Here is a 15,654-nt window from a genome sequence, read left to right on the forward strand (position 1 = left end):
TCAGTTGAGCATCGAGCGGGCCGAATGGGCCTGACGCCGCACCTGGTCGGCGGCCGGTTCGTCCACCGCGGCCACCACCTCGGCGTAGGCCTCCAGTTCGGCCGCGCCGGTGAGGAAATCCCCCCGCTGGACCAGCAGTTGAGCCCGCTCGTACCGCAACCGTGCCGGATGCGAAGGCAGCAGCAACGCCAACTCGACGGCCCACAACGCCACTTCCGACCGCTCCGGCCGGGCCGCGGCCCAGGCCCGGATGTTGTTCAGGACGCGCGACACCACCTCAAGAGGCGCCGCGGGCGCCAGCATCGAGGGGTGCAGCGCCGCCCCCGTGGCCCCGGCCACCAGCAACTCGGCGTCCGCCCCGGACAGCACGCGTCCCCCGTCGAACGGATCGGCCAGCACCTGCTCCTCCGTCGGCCCGAACCCCACCACGAAGTGCCCCGGCAACGCGACCCCGTAGACCGGAGCCCCCGCCCGCCGGGCCACTTCCATCCACACCACGGACAGCAGGATGGGCAGCCCGCGCCGCCTTCGCAGCACCTGGTGCAGCAGCGAGGACTCCAGCCGCTGGTAGTCGGCGGGCGTACCGCGGAACTCGAAGCGGACGCCGAGGAGTTGGCGCAGGGCGCTCGCCCAGGCGGACGGGCCGCCGGGGCGGAAGGGCACCTGTCCGGCCAGTTGGTCCAGTTCCATCTGCGCCGCGTCGATGCCCGCGTCGTCCAGCGCCCCGTCCGCCGCCGCGCCCACGAGCAGGCACAGCGTGGTCAGATCGGGCCGCTCGGACCGCACCTCCTCGGCGAACCGGCCGCGCACCTGCGCGGACCGCCCGGGCGGCGGGGGACAGGGAGCGGACATGGCGAACTCGAACCCCCTCACGACGATCCGTCGCGACCGGTGTCACCGGTCGGGGCCGGCTCGCGGTAGTGGTGGTAGGCGTGATGCACCCCGAATCCCATCCCGGCGTACAGCGCCCGCGCCCCCGCGTTGTCCGCCTCGACCTGCAGCCACGCGGCCGACGCCCCCTCGTCCAGCGCCCGCGAGGCCAGCGCGGCCATGACGAGAGAGGCCAGCCCCCGCCGCCGTAGCGCCGGATCGACCTCGACCGCGGCGAAGCCGGCCCACCGGCCGTCGACCACGCACCGCCCGATCGCGGCGGGCTCGGCGCCCTCGCCGGGCACGGTCGCGAACCACACCGACGGTCCTCCGCCCAGTACCTTCAGGGCCACCTCGCTCACCCCCTTGCGCTGATAGCGGGCCAGCCACGCCTCGTCGGCCGTCCTGGACAGGACGACCCCGGACGCGTCGGCCCGGTCGGCGACCGGGGCCAGCGCCCCGGTCCACAGCTCGGCCGTCACCTCACGGGTCCAGCCGCGCCGCTCCAGCTCGGCGCAGAGCAGCTCCTGTGTGCCCTCGGCTCCGGTCGCGGTCTGGACGTAGGCGGGCAGGCCGCGCTCTCCGTACCACCGTCGTACGGCGGTGAGGGCCTCGTCGAGGGGCAGGCCGGGATCGCCGAGCGGCAGCACGGAATTGGCGCGGCGGGTGAACCCGGCGGCGGCCCGCAGTTCCCACTCGCCGAGCCGCTCGCGCTCCACCGGCTGCCAGCCGCGCGCGGCGACCCGGGCCAGCTCCCGGTAGCCGGCGGAGGGTCCCCGGCGGCGGGCCGGAGCGGCCGGGACCACCTTGCCCGCGACCAGCGAGGATTCCGCGATCCGGACGGACTCGCCGCTCTTGCGTGTGATCGTGAGCACACCGCTGTCCCATGATGTGAGAACACCCACCGTGTCGGTGAACTTCTCCGCCGTGTCTTCACCCTCGCTCAAGCGCCGGACCGAGACCCGTTTACCCACGTCAGCGGCGGTTACGCGGACCTCAAGACGTCCAGCCGCAGAGATTTCCACAGGTCAGTTCACCCCTCCTGTATGGATCACGCCCCGGAACGGAGATACTAGGGGCGGGCATGGACGACGCCGCGCTCCAGCGCGCCTGGCGGCGGAGCCTACGGAGGCCCGCCAGCGCCCTATCGAGGAGGAACGACAGCGTGACCTACGTCATCGCGCAGCCTTGTGTCGACGTCAAGGACAAGGCGTGCATCGAGGAGTGCCCGGTCGACTGCATCTACGAGGGCTCCCGGTCCTTGTACATCCACCCGGACGAATGCGTCGACTGTGGAGCCTGCGAGCCGGTGTGCCCGGTCGAGGCGATCTTCTACGAGGACGACACTCCCGAGGAGTGGAAGGACTACTACAAGGCGAACGTCGAGTTCTTCGACGAGCTCGGCTCCCCCGGCGGCGCCAGCAAGCTGGGCCTGATCGAGCGCGACCACCCCTTCGTCGCCGCGCTGCCGCCGCAGAACCAGTAAGAGCGGCCCGCACCGACGCGCCGCCTCGGTCCCGTACGGCCTGATCACCCCGATCGCCGTACGGGGCCGAGGCGTTTGCCGTACCGGTCGTACCGGCTGTACCTGCTGTACCTGCTGTACCGAAGAGAGTGAGCGAGGAACCGTGTCCGCAGTCTCCGACCGTCTGCCCACCTTCCCCTGGGACAAGTTGGAGCCGTACAAGAAGACGGCGACGGCACACCCGGACGGCATCGTCGACCTCTCGGTCGGCACCCCGGTGGACCCGGTCCCCGACCTGATCCAGAAGGCCCTGATCGACGCGGCCGACTCGCCCGGCTACCCGACGGTCTGGGGCACCCCGGCCCTGCGCGACGCGATCACCGGCTGGGTCGAGCGCCGCCTCGGCGCCCGGGACGTCACCCACCGCCACCTCCTGCCGATCGTCGGCTCCAAGGAACTCGTCGCCTGGCTCCCCACCCAACTGGGCCTGGGCCCCGGCGACCGGGTGGCCTACCCGCGCCTGGCGTACCCGACGTACGAGGTGGGCGCCCGACTGGCCCGCGCCGACTACGAGGTCTACGACGACCCGACGACTCTGGACCCCCAGGGCCTGAAGCTCCTCTGGCTCAACTCGCCCTCCAACCCGACCGGCCGGGTGCTGAGCAAGGACGAGCTGACCAGGGCCGTCGCCTGGGCTCGTGAGCACGGTGTCCTGGTCTTCTCCGACGAGTGCTACCTCGAACTGGGCTGGGAGGCCGACCCGGTCTCGGTCCTGCACCCGGACGTCAACGGCGGTTCCTACGACGGGATCGTCGCGGTGCACTCGCTCTCCAAGCGCTCGAACCTGGCCGGTTACCGCGCGGCCTTCCTGGTCGGCGATCCGGCGGTCCTCGGCCCGCTCCTGGAGATCCGCAAGCACGGCGGCATGATGACCTCGGCGCCCACCCAGGCGGCGGTGGTCGCGGCCCTCGGCGACGACACCCACGTCCGCGAACAGCGCGAGCGCTACATCGCCCGCCGCACCCTGCTCCGCGAGGCCCTCGTGTCCCACGGCTTCCGCATCGAGCACAGCGAGGCGAGCCTCTACCTGTGGGCGACCCGGGACGAGTCCTGCTGGGACACGGTGGCCCACCTGGCCGGCTTGGGCATCCTGGTGGCGCCGGGCGACTTCTACGGCACGGCGGGCGAACACTTCGTACGGGTGGCGCTGACGGCGACGGACGAGCGGGTACGGGCGGCCGTGAATCGGCTCGGCTGACGGTCCGCGTCTTTTGCGGGATACCGGCATGGAAAAGGGGCCCAGGGAAAATCCCTGGACCCCTTCGGCTCCGGCTGACTAGCCGAGCGGCAGACCCTTCAGGGGCAGCTCCTGCGCGGACGGCAGTCCGCCCTTGGTGACCGCGTCCGTCGGCAGTCCGCCGCCCGACGTCGCCGTCTTCGCCGTCTCGCCGAGCAGGCCACCGGCCTGACCCGCCGTGTCCCCGGCGACGTGCTGCGCGGCCGGTGCGACCGTCTTCGCGACCTTGCCACCGGTCTTGCCTGCGGCCGGTACCGCCTTCTCCAGCGTCTGGCCACCGGACTTGCCGGCGACCCCCGTGACGTTCTGGCTCGCGCCGTCGACCGTGTTGCCGACGCTCGCCCCGTCCAGAGCGGTCAGCCCGCTCAGGTTCGGGGTGGCCGGCAGGGAGGGGGCCGCACTGGCGGAGCCGGCCGCACCGACCCCGGCTGCCGCTCCCGCTGCTACGAGCAGCGCGGCACGGGCGATCCGGCGGGTCAGGGGGAGGGTCATGATGCTCCTTGTGTTGATCTCCGGGCTCGGACGCAGTGACTACCGCTCGAAGCGCGCGAAGGTTGCGGAGCGACAACGTAAAGAGTTGGTAATGCGTCGCATTATCAGCTACGGATAAAAACGGACAAAGAGCGCCCGGTCCGAAAGTCTGCCGAATGGGGACGGCCCTTTGTTCTCAAGGGGTCCGGCGTATGTGGAGGAGGCGGCGCGACGACCTGGGCGCGGCCGGGCTCGGACCGCCCGCGCATGACCCCTACGGGTGAGGACCCGTACTACTGCCCGACCACCTACTGCCTGGCCTGCTTCTCGGTCACGATGCGAACCCCTCCCGCGGCCTTGGTGTCGGTCGAGTGCCACGGGTCGTTCGCGCTGCCGGCGGCCCATTCGCGGCCGGCGTACGACACGCGCTCGATGTGCAGCTCCGAGGAGTTGGCCACCGCCCAGTGCGCGAGCTGCCAGCCGATCTTCGTGCTGCCGGACCGCACCGGCAGGGTCACCGTGCTGTTCCCGCCCGTCGCGCTCGCGCTGGGCGACGGCGTGGCCTTGGTCTTGGACGTGGCCTTGGACTTCGCCCCGGACGTCGACTCGCCGGTCACCTCCGCGCCGGTCTCCTTCAGCACCTCGCGGCCGAAGTCCCGTACCAGCGCGGTCTGTACGGCGTCCGGGCCGGTCGCGGTCCGCGTGGTGTCCGGCAGGCCCTGGCAGGTCAGCGTGGCGGCCGCCTGCCCGGTCAGGGCGGCGGACAGCAGCGTGGCGTCGGCCTCGTGCCTGGCGTACGCCTCCGGGAATCCGCTGCGCTGCACGCGCTGCGCGGCGACGGTGAGGGGGAGCTTCTCGTAGTCGGACACCTTGGCCAGGTGCTGGTAGAAGACGCCCGCCGCGTACGCCGGGTCCAGGATCTCCTTCTTGGTGCCCCAGCCCTGCGAGGGCCGCTGCTGGAACAGGCCGAGCGAATCCAGGTCGCCGTGCTTGATGTTGACGAGCTGCGACTCCTGGAGCGCGGTCGCGAGGGCGATCGTCACGGCCCGCTCGGGCATACCGCGGCCGGTACCGACGGCGGCGATCGTCGCCGCGTTCATCGCCTGCTCCTGCGTGAACTCGTACTCCTGGCCGTCGCCCTTGCCGGAGACCACCTTGCAACCGGGCCCGCCCCGGCCGCCGGTGACGTACTGAACGACCAGATAGCCCGCGACCGCGAGCAGCACCACGAGGGCCGAGGAGAATCGGAAGAGGCGGCCTCGTCGACGCCTCTTCGGAGTGGGGGACTGCTCAGGCATCCCCACAAGGTACTGGAGGCTCCTGTCACTCACGCCCAGGGTGTGGACAACCGGCGGCCCGGCCGTTCGCGTTAGGGTCGGCGCCATGGCCGACACCCCACTTGACCTCACGCTGGACGCCGCACGGCTCACCGCTCAGCTCGTCGACTTCCCCTCGGAGAGCGGCGGCGAGAAGCCCCTCGCGGACGCCGTCGAGACCGCGCTGCGGGCCCTGCCGCACCTGACGGTCGACCGGTACGGCAACAACGTCGTCGCGCGTACGCACCTCGGCCGTAAGGAACGCGTCATCCTGGCGGGCCACATCGACACGGTCCCGATCGCGGACAACGTCCCCTCGCGCCTCGACGAGCACGGCGTCCTGTGGGGCTGCGGCACCTGCGACATGAAGTCCGGCGTCGCGGTCCAGCTCCGCATCGCGGCCACGGTCCCGGCCCCCAACCGGGACCTGACGTTCGTCTTCTACGACAACGAGGAGGTCGCCGCCCACCTCAACGGCCTCAAGCACGTCTCCGAGGAACGTCCCGAGTGGCTGGAGGGCGACTTCGCGGTCCTCCTGGAGCCGACGGACGGTCAGGTCGAGGGTGGCTGCCAGGGCACTCTGAGGATGTTCCTGAAGTTCACCGGGGAAAGGGCGCACTCCGCGCGCGCGTGGATGGGCTCCAACGCGATCCACGCCGCCTCCAGGGCGCTGGCCAAGCTCGCCGCGTACGAGGCCCGCACACCCGTCGTGGACGGCCTCCAGTACCACGAGGGCCTCAACGCGGTGCGTGTGGAAGGGGGCGTGGCCACCAATGTCATCCCCGACGCGTGCACCCTGGTCGTCAACTTCCGCTACGCGCCCGACCGCAGCGAGGCCGAGGCGGAGGCGTTCGTGCGCGACTACTTCGCCGACTGCGGGGTCGACGAGTTCGTCGTGGACGACCACACCGGAGGGGCCCGCCCCGGTCTGACCCACCCGGCCGCCGCGGCCTTCATGGCGGCCGTCGGCGGCGAGGCCCGCCCCAAGTTCGGCTGGACCGACGTGGCCCGCTTCAGCGCGCTGGGCGTGCCCGCGGTGAACTACGGCCCGGGTGCCCAACTCCTCGCCCACAAGGTCGACGAGCGGGTCGAGGCGGCCCTGATCCCCGAGGCGGAGCGGCGGCTGCGGAACTGGCTCACCGCCTGACATCCGTATGTCCCCCCTCCGTAACCCGCGTAGATCTACGCTGAGGTGGAAACACGGCAAGCGGAGGGAGCGCACATGGCTACAGGCAACCCCGAGGGCAAGAAGCAGCCACCGGAGGAGCAGCGCCTGGGACCGGTCCTCCGGCGGCGCGGCCAGGTGACCGCGAGCACGACCGACCAGCGCCTCCTGGACGCGGGCGGCCCCTCGGACTGGGTCCACACCGACCCGTGGCGCGTCCTGCGCATCCAGTCGGAGTTCATCGAAGGATTCGGCACGCTGGCCGAACTGCCGCCCGCGATCAGCGTGTTCGGCTCGGCCCGCACCAAGGCGGACTCACCGGAGTACGAGGCGGGCGTACGGCTCGGACGCGCCCTGGTGGAGGCCGGCTGGGCCGTCATCACGGGCGGCGGCCCCGGTGCCATGGAGGCGGCCAACAAGGGGGCCCTGGAGGCCAAGGGCATCTCCGTCGGCCTGGGCATCGAGCTCCCCTTCGAGCAGGGGCTCAACGCCTATGTCGACATCGGGCTGAACTTCCGTTACTTCTTCGTCCGCAAGATGATGTTCGTCAAGTACGCGCAGGGCTTCGTGGTCCTCCCCGGCGGCCTCGGCACCCTCGACGAACTCTTCGAGGCGCTGACCCTGGTGCAGACCCAGAAGGTCACCCGGTTCCCGATCGTGCTGTTCGGGAGCGAGTATTGGGGCGGCCTGGTCGACTGGCTGAAGAACACGTTGATCGCCCAGGGCAAGGCGTCGGAGAAGGACCTCCTGCTGTTCCACGTCACGGACGACGTGGAGGAGGCGGTCGCGCTGGTCTCGAAGGAAGCCGGCCGCTAGAAGTCCGCTGCGGCTACGCGAGCCCCCGACGGGCCACCGCCGGGGGCCGATGCCCCGCGATCGACGCCACCATGTCCAGCACCTGCCGGGTCTCGGCGACCTCGTGCACCCGGTACACCTGGGCGCCCAGCCACGCGGAGACGGCCGTGGTCGCGAGCGTGCCGACGACCCGCTCCTTGACCGGCTTGTCCAGGGTCTCGCCCACGAAGTCCTTGTTGGACAGCGAGACCAGCACCGGCCAGCCCGTGTCGACCATCTCGCCGAGGCGCCGGGTCGCCTCCAGGCTGTGCCGGGTGCTCTTCCCGAAGTCGTGCCCGGGGTCGATCAGCACCGACTCCCTGGGCACGCCCAGTGCCACGGCCCGCTCGGCGAGACCCAGGGTCACGCGCAGGATGTCGGCCATGACGTCGTCGTACGTCACCCGGTGCGGCCGGGTGCGCGGCTCGGCGCCGCCGGCGTGCGTGCACACCAGGCCCACGCGATGGCGCGCGGCGACCTCCGCGAGCCGGGGATCGACACCGCCCCACGCGTCGTTCAGGAGGTCCGCGCCGACCTCGCAGACGGCCTCGCCGACCTCGTGCCGCCAGGTGTCGACGCTGATGATCACGTCTGGGAAGCGCCGCCGCACCTCGGCCACGAAACCGACCGTGCGCCGCGCCTCCTCCTCGGCGGTGACCTCCTCGCCGGGACCGGCCTTGACCCCGCCGACGTCGATGATCGCGGCCCCCTCGGCGACCGCCTGCTCCACGCGCGCGAGGGCGGGCTCGTCGCGGAACGTCGCCCCCTGGTCGTAGAAGGAGTCGGGGGTCCGGTTCACGATCGCCATGATCACCGGCTCGTGCGCGTCGAATTCACGCCTGCCCAGCCTGAGCATCCCCTGTGACCTCTCCTAGTGCGTACCGGTCTTCAGCCGCCTGAGACCCTAACTGTCAGCGTCGCATGGCACGATCGGACCCTGACACATTCGGCTTCGGCACGTCCGACCTCGACGCCTGTGGAGACCCCAGCGATGTTCATGTTCCTGTTCCTGGTCGTCGCGCTCGCCGTCGTGGTCGGCGCCGTGACCCTCTCGGTGATCGGCGGCGGCGACAGCGCCCCGCTCCCCGACGGCGCGCCCGAGCGCCTCGACGACCCGCTGCCCCTGGACCGGCCCGTCAACCGCGCCGATGTGGAGACCCTTCGGTTCCCGCTCGCCGCGCGGGGCTACCGCATGGCCGAGGTGGACGACGCGCTGGGCCGCATCGGCGCCGAACTCGCCGAGCGCGACGCCCGGATCGCCGACCTGGAGTCCGCGCTGGCGGGTGCGCGGGCCCACCGCCTCCCGACCGAGAAGCCCGCGGAAGGCGACCACCAGTGAGCGACGCCGTGGCCGGTCCGGACGGTGCCCTGCGCTGCCCCTGGGGGCTGTCCACCGAGGACTACCTCGCCTACCACGACGAGGAGTGGGGCCGCCCGGTCCACGGCGACGACGCCCTCTACGAACGCCTCTCCCTGGAGGCCTTCCAGTCGGGCCTCTCCTGGATCACGATCCTGCGCCGCCGCGAGGGCTTCCGCGCGGCCTTCGCCGGCTTCAGGATCGCCGAGGTGGCGACCTTCACCGACGCCGACCGCGAACGTCTCCTCACCGATCCGGGCATCATCCGCAACCGCGCCAAGATCGACGCGACGATCGCCAACGCGCGCGTGCTGGCCGACTGGGCGCCGGGCGAGCTGGACGAGTTCATCTGGTCGCACGCCCCGGCGCCGGGCCCGGCCCCGAAGTCACTCGGGGACGTCCCGGCGGTCACGGACGAGTCGACGGCCCTGTCGAAGGCCCTGAAGAAGCGCGGCCTGAGATTCGTCGGGCCGACCACGGCGTACGCCCTGATGCAGGCGTGCGGACTGGTGGACGACCACCTGGTGGACTGTGTGTCCCGCCGCCTCTGAGTCCGCTCAGCGGCCCAGGTACTTCGGCTTCTCCTTGTTGACGAAGGCCTGCACGGCGATCGCGTGGTCCTCCGACGCGCCCGCGCGGGACTGAAGTTCGTCCTCTTTCTGAAGCGTCTCCTCAAGGGTGTGCGAGAAGCCGTAGGCCACCGCCTCCTTGAGCGCCGCGTACGCCACCGTCGGCCCGTCGGCCAGGGCCCGGGCCACCTTCCCGGCCTCGGCGTGCAGCTCGGCGGCGGGCACCAGACGGTTCGCGATCCCGAGGTCGTACGCCTCCTGCGCCGTGATCGTGCGCGGGAACAGCAGCAGGTCGGAGGCGCGCCCGGGTCCGACGACCCTGGGCAGCGTCCAGGAGATCCCGGAGTCCGCGGTCAACGCCACGCCCGCGAAGGAGGTGTTGAAACCGGCGGTGTCCGCCACGACGCGGTAGTCCGCGGCCAGCGCGAGCCCGAAGCCGGCCCCGGCCGCCACGCCGTTGACCCCGGCCACCACGGGCTTCGCCATCCCGGCCAGCGCCCGCACGATCGGGTTGTAGTGCTCCTTCACGGTGGTCATGGTGACCCCCGTCCCGGCCTCCCGGTCGGCGGCCAGCAGCGTGATGTGCTCCTTGAGGTCCTGCCCGACACAGAACGCCCGCTCCCCGGCCGCGGTCAGCAGCACGGCCCGTACGGCGTCGTCCCCCGCCGCGGCCTGGACCGCCTCCCGGAGGGCGACCTTGGTCGCGACGTTCAGCGCGTTCATCGCCTCGGGGCGGTTCAGCGTGATCGTCGCGAGTCCGTCGCTCACCTCGTAGAGCACGGTGTCGGCCATGGTGTGTCCCCTCCGGTGTCGCCGCTGTGGCGTACCGGCCGGTACGCCCTACGTCCGTAGGACAGCATGGCGGAGATCACCGTCCGCGCACCGGACCGGACGTGTGACCTGCGTCAAAGAATTCGGGCCCGAATTCGGTCGGCCAGGGTCCGCGCGGCGGCGCAGTATCGCAGTCGCATCGGCGAATTGAGTGGTTTTGCTCGCGCGCGTTGCCCAAGCGATGCCGACTGATGTTGGTCATCGGGTCCTGAGATGCGGGATAATGGCTTGGAAGCAATGTGTTCGATGCCGGTGACGCGTGTCTCATTAGGGGCCGCGCGTGCCCTCCATGGGGCCGTCGGCGACGATGAGCTGGTTTCAGGAAGGGGAACGAGCATGGCGGCCATGAAGCCGCGGACGGGCGATGGCCCGCTCGAGGTGACCAAGGAGGGGCGGGGCATCGTCATGCGCGTTCCGCTCGAAGGCGGCGGGCGGCTCGTCGTCGAGCTGACCCCTGACGAGGCCGACGCGCTGGGCGACGCCCTCAAGAAGGTCGTCGGCTGACGCGGCGGAACGCGACCATACCCCTTCAGCTACCCCGGTACCCGAGATGGTGCCGGGGTAGCTGCTTTTCCGGGTTCTACGGGATGGGGCGGCCCGGGAAGGGCGGGCCATGCCGCTGACGCGGCGCGGTGCGGGCGGCCGCATGCCCTCGCTCGCGGGCGCCGACCAGACGCCGCAGGGGCTGTCTGGGTGTGCGGCTCCGCCGCGGGGGGCGCGGCCGGCCGAGACGGTGCCGCGGCCGAGCGGCGGCATGACCCGGCAACTCCAGCGGCATGACACCGCACGCCCGGCGGAGCGCTCAGCGCTTGACCGCGCACAGCAGGCCGTCGCCCACCGGGAGGAGTGACGGGATCAGTTCCGGGCTCTCGCGTACGGCGCGCAGCAGTTCGCGCAGGCGCAGTACCTCGGTGGGCTGGGGGCCGGAGTCGACGGTCCGGCCGTTGGCGAAGACGCCCTCGAAGACCACCAGGCCACCCGGACGCAGCAGGCGCAACGATTCAGCGAGATAGTCCAGGAATTCCTGCCGGTCACCGTCGCAGAACACGAGGTCGTAGCCGGCGTCCGCGAGCCGGGGCAGCACGTCCAGGGCGCGCCCCGGGATGAAGCGGGCCCGGTTGCTGGCGAAGCCGCAGGCGCGGAAGGCCTGGCGGGCGAACTGCTGGTGGTCCGGCTCCTGGTCGACGGTGGTCAGTACCCCGTCCGGCCGCATGCCGTGCAGAAGATGCATTCCGGAGATGCCGGTCCCGGTCCCGATCTCCGCCACCGCCTTCGCGTCCACGGTGGCGGCGAGCATCCGCAGCGCGGCGCCCGTGCCGGGCGACACCGAGCGCAGCCCTGCCTCGCGGGCCCGGTCACGGGCCCAGCGCAGCGCTTCGTCCTCGGCGACATAGGCGTCGGCGAACGCCCAGCTCGTCTGCCGGTTGGCGGTAATGACCCTCTCCTGTCCCCGTGGTTGCCTGGGCGTGACTGTATCCGTTGGTGCCGGGAACCTGCTGATGGGACCGGGCGTTTAGAGGGGGAGGAATGCACTGGGGGACACGGCCGGAGGGGAGAGCGGGGGATGAGGACGGATCAGCGCATCGGGCAGAGGCACGGGCGGTGGCCCGGGCCGGGGCACGAGGACCGGCTCGCACCGCCGGAAGGTCGGTATGAGCCCGTATCAAATTCTCGTAAAACCCCTTATCCGGAGCTAACGGGGCAGGTGGCTATGGTAGGGGCTCCACTGGACACCACCAGAGCCGACAGGGGAGGTGCGGCTGTACCTGTGGATCGGGGAGGAGTGCTCCGGCGCTTTCTCGGATCGGCGGGCAGGCCGAAATCCGTGAACGACACCGCTGCTGACCACAGCCACGCCGCTGACCATGCCCAGACCGCGACCTTCTCCACCGACGCGGACGGGCAGGCGTGGACTCCGCCCACCTGGGAGGAGATCGTCAGCACCCACAGCGGCCGTGTGTACCGGCTCGCGTACCGCCTGACGGGGAACCAGCACGACGCCGAGGACCTCACACAGGAGGTCTTCGTCCGGGTCTTCCGTTCCCTGTCGACCTACACGCCCGGAACCTTCGAGGGCTGGCTGCACCGCATCACCACCAACCTCTTCCTGGACATGGTCCGCCGCAAGCAGCGCATCCGTTTCGACGCGCTGGGGGAGGACGCGGCCGAGCGCCTGCCCAGCCGCGAGCCGTCCCCCCAGCAGGTCTTCAACGACGCGCACTTCGACGCGGACGTCCAGCAGGCCCTGGACACCCTCGCCCCGGAGTTCCGGGCGGCGGTCGTCCTGTGCGACATCGAGGGGCTCTCCTACGAGGAGATCGCCGCGACCCTGGGCGTCAAGCTCGGCACGGTCCGTTCCCGGATCCACCGCGGCCGCTCCCAGCTCCGCAAGGCCCTCGCGCACCGCTCGCCGGAAGCACGGGCCGAGCGCCGTTCCTTCGTGGCGCGTGTGCCCGCGCTGGGGGGAGGGGGCGCGACCGCGTGAGTGGATCACGTCCTACGCCTGCTGAGCAGCATCTGGGAGACCGACTTTCCGCCCTGGTGGACGGAGAGCTCGGTCATGAGTCGCGCGAGCGCGTACTGGCGCACCTGGCCACCTGTACGAAGTGCAAGGCCGAGGCCGACGCGCAGCGCCGACTGAAGAACGTGTTCGCGGAAATGGCCCCGCCGCCTCCCTCCGAGAGCTTCCTGGCCCGCCTCCAGGGGCTGCCCGGGGGAGGCGACGACATGGACGGCGAGGAGCCGCCCGGCGGGGGACTCTTCGCCGGGGTGGGCTTCTTCGGCGTGAAAAGAGACGGGCCGCTCGACGCCTTCGAGTTCGGCTACGTTCCGGCGGGTCCGCACGCCGCGAAAGCTCTGACCCCTTCCTCTCCGTCCGCCCGTGACGGTTTCCGTATCCACGACGTCAGCCGGCACGACGCCGACCGCTCGGCGACGCGCGGGATGCGGTTCGCGTTCGTCGCCGCCGGCGCGGTGTCGCTGGCCGCGATCGCGCTGGGCGGGGTGGCCACGGTCACGCCGGGCGACACCGCGGCCGAGGTGCGGGGCGGTGCCGGTGTGACTCCGGCGCGTACACAGGGCACGGGTGCGGCCACCCCGGAGACGGGGCGTCGTCGTGGTGGAGTCGGGCCCCTGCTGGCGCAGGGCGCGAGCCAGCGGTCGATGCTGGGCGACACCTCGGTGGCACCGACCTCCGTGTCCGCACCACTGCTGCCCGGGGTGCCGTCTCCGGCGGCCGCCCGGAGCGACGAGGTCATGCACACGCTGACCGCGCCGGTGATGGCCGGAGCGGCAGTCATGTCCCCACTGATACGCCCGCTCAACGCGACCCCGCCGGTCGCCCTCGCGTCATGGTCCAACGCCGCCGAGGCGATGGCCCCCGGCCTGCTGCGAGCCCCCGACACCACCTCGTCCCCCACTCCCACCCCCACCACCTCCTCCCGCCCCTTCCACTGACCGGCCCTGCGCCCCTTGGCTCGGCCGGTTTCGGGGGCCTCGGTTGGTGGTGAGGCTGGGGCTGTTGTGGGGGCGATTAGAGTCGGGTCGTTCTGTGGGTGGGCCACCAACTGGCGGTGCGGGTAAGTCTGTTGGCACGGTGACTTTGAGTTGGGTCGCCCTGCCTTGGGATCTCCGGTTGGCGGGGTGGGCATGGGCGAGGGTCGCCCCCTCTACACGACCCCGCCCCCTGCACCCCTACAGCACCCCGCCGTACAGCGAGCCAGGCCCCTGGGCGCTCGCGCCGCCCATCCAGCACCCGGCGGTGCTCTCCGCACCCGGCACGGCTCCACAGGCCCCTACAGCAGCTCTGGGGAGACGCCACCGCCGGTCCTCGGGTCCTCCACCGGAGGTCGAGGCGGCCAATTAACAGAAACCTCACAGGTGAGCGGCGCGTCCCCGCCCCCACAAGGCAAACAACCCGGAAAACCGGTCGCGTACACCTACTCGTAGCCCCCGGGACAGTACCGGTCGGGTGGGATCGCCGGGTACCGTGGACCCGGCCCGGACCACGGAAGACCGCACAGACCCGAGGGCCGAGGACCGAGGACATCGCAAGGAGCTTCAGGTGTTCAATGACATAGGACCGCTAGAGCTGGTGACGATCATTGTCCTCGCCGTGCTCGTTTTCGGTCCGGACAAGCTCCCGAAGGTCATCCAGGACGTCATGCGGACGATCAAGAAGATCCGCGAGTTCTCGGAGAGCGCCAAGGCGGACATCCGTGAGGAGCTCGGTCCGGATTTCAAGGACTTCGACTTCGAGGACCTCAACCCCAAGACGTTCCTGCGCAAGCAGTTGGACAACGACGAGTTGGGGCTCAAGGAGATCCGCAACGGCTTCGACCTGAAGAAGGAGATGGCCGAGGTCACGGAGGCGGTCCAGAGCGCGGACACCCCCTCCGCCTCCTCCTCTTCGTCCCCCTCCAGCGGTGGTCGTCTCGACATGACCAAGAAGCCCGAGGGCCCCGAGAAGGACGAGCGCCCGCCCTTCGACGCGGACGCCACCTGATCCTCGCGCGCGGCTTCCACGTGACGCGTTTCATACCTTCGCCACGCCCTCGTACGGCCTGAACGCGGCCCCCGCGCGCCCCGCGCGCCGGGCGCTTTCCGGGCTGTCTCCTCTGAGGTGGCTATGCTGCCGAGTTGTTGTGCGGACCGGGCGAGTCGCCCGAAGGGGGGCGGGCCGCCCCGGTCCGACGAGAGCGAGGAGGCGTCCGGAGCATGGAGACGACGAGTCGGGTGGGCGCGCAGGCACCGGCCGCGGAGGGTGGACAACAGGTCCCCTCCGCCCGGCGCACGGTCGACGGCTACCTGCTGGCGCCCTTCCCGTGGTACGGCCTCGACGAGGCCTTCACGGGGCCGCGCTGGCTGATGCAGGTGGGCATGGCGGCGGACGGAGCCGTCGAACACGGTTCGATCGGGCACGGCGACGAGCCCTCCGTACGCAATGAGGGCACGGAGGACAAGGAGAAGTTCGCGGTGGTCGTCACCGTCGCGGGCAACCCCGCCCGGCGCACCGCCGACGGCACGGGCCTGCTGGAGGCCACTTCGGTGGCCTCGGCGGCCTGGCTCGCCGGTGTGGGGCTGCTGTCCTTCACCTGGCCCGGCCAGATGGACCACACCCTGCGGGACGACTGGCTGGAGCAGCAGACGGAGACGGCCTGGGTCCTGGCCGACGACCTCGCCGGCGCCGACTGGTCGACCCTGTCCCTGCCGGTGGACGGCGTCCCGACGCCCTTCCACTACCGCGAGTCCGAGTTCGGCTGGGTGCTGGCCGGCTCGACCCAGGCGGGGGTCCACGTGGGGGCGTACGGGAGGGGCATGAGCGCGTATGGGCTCGGCTTCGCCATGATCAAGGACATCGCGACCTACGCTCAGTAGCGGCGGCTACTGGTCGAACTGGGCCAGCTCCGTCTTGATCTCGGCGGCCGTGTCGCCCGCCGCCTCGCGCTGGGCGACCCAGGCGTTGACGCCGTCCTGGACC

The 15,654-nt window shown here is 71.3% G+C and carries 18 protein-coding genes; 11 read left to right on the forward strand and 7 right to left on the reverse strand.

The genetic code is table 11. From position 1 onward, the window contains the following. Together ABZT04_RS41340 and ABZT04_RS41345 are read right to left on the reverse strand one after the other, a co-directional pair. Positions 1-852 (reverse strand): transglutaminase-like domain-containing protein, encoded by an 852-nt coding sequence (locus ABZT04_RS41340; protein WP_356064571.1) that lies wholly within the window; start codon positions 850-852, stop codon positions 1-3. 17 nt (positions 853-869) lie between these two features. Further along, on the reverse strand, positions 870-1,895 hold the full coding sequence (locus ABZT04_RS41345; protein ID WP_356064573.1) for a GNAT family N-acetyltransferase: 1,026 nt from the start codon (positions 1,893-1,895) through the stop codon (positions 870-872). Positions 1,896-2,035: 140 nt separating this feature from the next. Here ABZT04_RS41345 and fdxA point away from each other — a divergent pair, with 140 nt between their 5' ends. Together fdxA and ABZT04_RS41355 are read left to right on the forward strand one after the other, a co-directional pair. Beyond that, positions 2,036-2,356 carry a ferredoxin gene (fdxA, locus tag ABZT04_RS41350; protein WP_019058397.1) on the forward strand — a complete coding sequence of 107 codons (321 nt, stop codon included), beginning with the start codon at positions 2,036-2,038 and terminating at the stop codon, positions 2,354-2,356. A 142-nt stretch (positions 2,357-2,498) separates the two neighbouring features. Beyond that, positions 2,499-3,593, forward strand: coding sequence for a bifunctional succinyldiaminopimelate transaminase/glutamate-prephenate aminotransferase (locus ABZT04_RS41355; protein ID WP_356064575.1), 1,095 nt, complete (start codon positions 2,499-2,501; stop codon positions 3,591-3,593). 78 nt (positions 3,594-3,671) lie between these two features. Here ABZT04_RS41355 and ABZT04_RS41360 read toward each other — a convergent pair whose 3' ends face one another. Next, complete coding sequence (locus tag ABZT04_RS41360; protein ID WP_356064577.1) at positions 3,672-4,124, reverse strand: ATP-binding protein; 453 nt, start codon at positions 4,122-4,124, stop codon at positions 3,672-3,674. A gap of 287 nt (positions 4,125-4,411) precedes the next feature. Beyond that, positions 4,412-5,401 (reverse strand): heavy metal transporter, encoded by a 990-nt coding sequence (locus ABZT04_RS41365; protein ID WP_356064579.1) that lies wholly within the window; start codon positions 5,399-5,401, stop codon positions 4,412-4,414. A gap of 85 nt (positions 5,402-5,486) precedes the next feature. Between ABZT04_RS41365 and dapE the strand changes: the two genes are divergently transcribed. After that, positions 5,487-6,566, forward strand: coding sequence for a succinyl-diaminopimelate desuccinylase (gene dapE, locus ABZT04_RS41370; protein ID WP_356064582.1), 1,080 nt, complete (start codon positions 5,487-5,489; stop codon positions 6,564-6,566). A gap of 75 nt (positions 6,567-6,641) precedes the next feature. After that, the gene (locus tag ABZT04_RS41375) at positions 6,642-7,400 is read left to right on the forward strand and encodes a TIGR00730 family Rossman fold protein (RefSeq protein ID WP_355922173.1); all 759 of its coding nucleotides are present in this window, start codon (positions 6,642-6,644) and stop codon (positions 7,398-7,400) included. A 13-nt stretch (positions 7,401-7,413) separates the two neighbouring features. Here ABZT04_RS41375 and folP read toward each other — a convergent pair whose 3' ends face one another. Further along, complete coding sequence (folP, locus tag ABZT04_RS41380) at positions 7,414-8,274, reverse strand: dihydropteroate synthase (protein ID WP_356064585.1); 861 nt, start codon at positions 8,272-8,274, stop codon at positions 7,414-7,416. Positions 8,275-8,409: 135 nt separating this feature from the next. On the opposite strand from folP, the gene ABZT04_RS41385 reads away from it, so the two are divergent. Together ABZT04_RS41385 and ABZT04_RS41390 are read left to right on the forward strand one after the other, a co-directional pair. Then, positions 8,410-8,757 carry a DivIVA domain-containing protein gene (locus tag ABZT04_RS41385; protein ID WP_356064588.1) on the forward strand — a complete coding sequence of 116 codons (348 nt, stop codon included), beginning with the start codon at positions 8,410-8,412 and terminating at the stop codon, positions 8,755-8,757. Next, a complete protein-coding gene (locus tag ABZT04_RS41390) occupies positions 8,754-9,326 on the forward strand; it encodes a DNA-3-methyladenine glycosylase I (protein ID WP_356064591.1) in 573 nt (190 codons plus the stop codon). The genes ABZT04_RS41385 and ABZT04_RS41390 overlap by 4 nt, the downstream gene beginning before the upstream one ends. Positions 9,327-9,332: 6 nt before the next feature. On the opposite strand, the gene ABZT04_RS41395 is transcribed toward ABZT04_RS41390, so the two are convergent. Beyond that, positions 9,333-10,136: an enoyl-CoA hydratase-related protein gene (locus ABZT04_RS41395; RefSeq protein ID WP_356064593.1), complete on the reverse strand. Its 804-nt coding sequence runs from the start codon at positions 10,134-10,136 to the stop codon at positions 9,333-9,335. Positions 10,137-10,511: 375 nt separating this feature from the next. Between ABZT04_RS41395 and ABZT04_RS41400 the strand changes: the two genes are divergently transcribed. After that, on the forward strand, positions 10,512-10,679 hold the full coding sequence (locus ABZT04_RS41400; protein WP_003966491.1) for a DUF3117 domain-containing protein: 168 nt from the start codon (positions 10,512-10,514) through the stop codon (positions 10,677-10,679). 298 nt (positions 10,680-10,977) lie between these two features. Here the strand turns inward: ABZT04_RS41400 and ABZT04_RS41405 are convergent, their stop codons facing one another. Next, on the reverse strand, positions 10,978-11,676 hold the full coding sequence (locus ABZT04_RS41405) for an O-methyltransferase (RefSeq protein WP_356064608.1): 699 nt from the start codon (positions 11,674-11,676) through the stop codon (positions 10,978-10,980). A gap of 210 nt (positions 11,677-11,886) precedes the next feature. Between ABZT04_RS41405 and sigE the strand changes: the two genes are divergently transcribed. The 4 genes from sigE (at position 11,887) to ABZT04_RS41425 (ending at position 15,551) form a co-directional block, all read left to right on the forward strand. Next, positions 11,887-12,660, forward strand: coding sequence for an RNA polymerase sigma factor SigE (gene sigE, locus ABZT04_RS41410; protein ID WP_174447548.1), 774 nt, complete (start codon positions 11,887-11,889; stop codon positions 12,658-12,660). Next, the gene (locus tag ABZT04_RS41415; RefSeq protein ID WP_356064595.1) at positions 12,657-13,631 is read left to right on the forward strand and encodes an anti-sigma factor; all 975 of its coding nucleotides are present in this window, start codon (positions 12,657-12,659) and stop codon (positions 13,629-13,631) included. Before sigE ends, ABZT04_RS41415 begins: the two co-directional genes overlap by 4 nt. 607 nt (positions 13,632-14,238) lie before the next feature. Next, positions 14,239-14,679: a sec-independent translocase gene (locus ABZT04_RS41420; RefSeq protein WP_356064597.1), complete on the forward strand. Its 441-nt coding sequence runs from the start codon at positions 14,239-14,241 to the stop codon at positions 14,677-14,679. A 212-nt stretch (positions 14,680-14,891) separates the two neighbouring features. Further along, a complete protein-coding gene (locus ABZT04_RS41425) occupies positions 14,892-15,551 on the forward strand; it encodes a hypothetical protein (RefSeq protein ID WP_356064600.1) in 660 nt (219 codons plus the stop codon). Positions 15,552-15,654: the final 103 nt, after the last annotated feature.

This window comes from Streptomyces sp. NPDC005492, assembly GCF_040605995.1.
In the GTDB taxonomy this organism is placed as follows: Bacteria; Actinomycetota; Actinomycetes; order Streptomycetales; family Streptomycetaceae; genus Streptomyces.

Coding starts and splice junctions, on each gene's coding strand:
- ABZT04_RS41425 (WP_356064600.1), top strand. CDS start 14,892: ATGGAGACGACGAGTCGGGTGGGCGCGCAGGCACCGGCCGCGGAGGGT.
- dapE (WP_356064582.1), top strand. CDS start 5,487: ATGGCCGACACCCCACTTGACCTCACGCTGGACGCCGCACGGCTCACC.
- ABZT04_RS41385 (WP_356064588.1), top strand. CDS start 8,410: ATGTTCATGTTCCTGTTCCTGGTCGTCGCGCTCGCCGTCGTGGTCGGC.
- ABZT04_RS41340 (WP_356064571.1), bottom strand. CDS start 852: ATGTCCGCTCCCTGTCCCCCGCCGCCCGGGCGGTCCGCGCAGGTGCGC.
- ABZT04_RS41375 (WP_355922173.1), top strand. CDS start 6,642: ATGGCTACAGGCAACCCCGAGGGCAAGAAGCAGCCACCGGAGGAGCAG.
- ABZT04_RS41360 (WP_356064577.1), bottom strand. CDS start 4,124: ATGACCCTCCCCCTGACCCGCCGGATCGCCCGTGCCGCGCTGCTCGTA.
- ABZT04_RS41395 (WP_356064593.1), bottom strand. CDS start 10,136: ATGGCCGACACCGTGCTCTACGAGGTGAGCGACGGACTCGCGACGATC.
- folP (WP_356064585.1), bottom strand. CDS start 8,274: ATGCTCAGGCTGGGCAGGCGTGAATTCGACGCGCACGAGCCGGTGATC.
- ABZT04_RS41400 (WP_003966491.1), top strand. CDS start 10,512: ATGGCGGCCATGAAGCCGCGGACGGGCGATGGCCCGCTCGAGGTGACC.
- ABZT04_RS41365 (WP_356064579.1), bottom strand. CDS start 5,401: ATGCCTGAGCAGTCCCCCACTCCGAAGAGGCGTCGACGAGGCCGCCTC.
- sigE (WP_174447548.1), top strand. CDS start 11,887: ATGGTAGGGGCTCCACTGGACACCACCAGAGCCGACAGGGGAGGTGCG.